Origin of the sequence: Arthrobacter sp. TS-15, from assembly GCF_006964045.1 — a bacterium.
In the GTDB taxonomy this organism is placed as follows: domain Bacteria; phylum Actinomycetota; class Actinomycetes; order Actinomycetales; family Micrococcaceae; genus Arthrobacter.
This window is the reverse complement of the sequence record NZ_SDXQ01000096.1, coordinates 1-1,202: the sequence shown is the minus strand read 5'-3', so window position 1 is coordinate 1,202 and position 1,202 is coordinate 1. Positions and strand designations below refer to the sequence as shown.

General features: G+C 72.8%; 1 protein-coding gene and 2 pseudogenes. 2 read left to right on the top strand and 1 reads right to left on the bottom strand.

Features of this window, described 5'->3' with window-relative positions:
- A pseudogene (locus EU811_RS23670) lies at nucleotides 1-403 on the top strand (hypothetical protein); the annotation flags it as partial.
- A 153-nt stretch (nucleotides 404-556) separates the two neighbouring features.
- Here the strand turns inward: EU811_RS23670 and EU811_RS22990 are convergent.
- Nucleotides 557-745 (bottom strand): DUF5703 family protein, encoded by a 189-nt coding sequence (locus EU811_RS22990; RefSeq protein WP_033323315.1) that lies wholly within the window; start codon nucleotides 743-745, stop codon nucleotides 557-559.
- Between the two features lie 47 nt (nucleotides 746-792).
- Between EU811_RS22990 and EU811_RS22985 the strand changes: the two are divergent.
- Nucleotides 793-1,202: pseudogene (locus EU811_RS22985) on the top strand (hypothetical protein); the annotation flags it as partial.

Genomic DNA, 1,202 nt, shown 5'->3' with positions numbered 1-1,202 from the left:
GGGCAACGACTGCTCGAACACCGGCCGCGGGCACGGCTCGACGCCTCCCGGGTACGGCGAGCCCAACCCTCCGGGAAAGCCCGGTCAGCCGGGTGACCCCGGGGACCCGGGTCAGCCGGGCAAGCCGGGGGAGCCCGGTAAGCCGGGACAGCCCGGGGACCCTGGTGACCCGGGTCGGCCCGGTGGGCCCGACGGCCACGGTGGACCGGGCCGGTCCGGTGGCGTGGACCTGGGCTCCGCGAACCCGAACGACCCCAGCGCCCAGGCCGTCTCGCAGCCCAAGGGCTCCGAGCAGCTGGCGCAGACCGGCAGTGAGCTGCCGCTCGGTCTCGCGCTGCCGGTGGGCGCGGGCGCGCTGCTGGTGGGCGCCGTGCTCTACCGCAAGGCGCGCGCCTCCGCGTGAGACGACGCCATGACACGGCAAACGGTGCCACGGCACCGGACAAACGGTGTCATGGCACTACAAAAGCCCCCAGGGGCAGGTGAACACGCCCCCGCGGGGTCGACGGAGCGGGCCCCGCACGCGCGGGGCCCGCTCCGTTTCAGCCGTCCCTCGTCACCACGTGGCACGCACCTGGCGGATGATCCGCCGGCGCAACCGCACTCTGCGGCTGCCGTCCGGGTGGAGGCTGAGGCGGTCCAACTCCCAGTGTCCGTACTCGGCATGGTCCGTCAGCAGGCGTGTCGTTTCCTTGCGGGAGACCCCGCGCGGCACGTACACGTCGACAAATTCGTATTCCGGCATCGCATCTATTGTGCGTGTGGAGGCCGTGTACGGATAGCGTCTGCACTATGTCTGATGCTGCGCAGCCCACCGCTGCCGAGGTACGCGCCGCCGCCGAGGGGGTCAAGGCCGCGCTCGACCGTCACCTGGCGGCGGTCGAGCGCAGGACGGGTGAGGACGACCCGGCCGTCTACGAGGCGTTCAACGAGCTGGCCGCGGCCGCCGAGGAGTACGACGAGCTCCTCTACGACCGCTATGACGAGGTCACTCCCTTCGAGATCCCCGGCACCGAGGACGCGCTGCCGTACACCGGGCCGGAGGAGCCCAACGCGCTGAGCGTGCTGATCCGCCGGGACTACACGGTGGTGGAGCCGCAGCGGCTGCTGGCGCAGGCGCAGCGGGTGGAGGCCGTGGAGGAGTCCGGGGCCGCGGCCGCGGGCTTCGACGCCGCGTCCGGGACTGTGCACGGCGCCCTGGG

Bases quoted from the DNA above. Each gene is read 5' to 3' on its own strand.
- EU811_RS22990 (WP_033323315.1), bottom strand. From the start codon at position 745: ATGCCGGAATACGAATTTGTCGACGTGTACGTGCCGCGCGGGGTCTCC.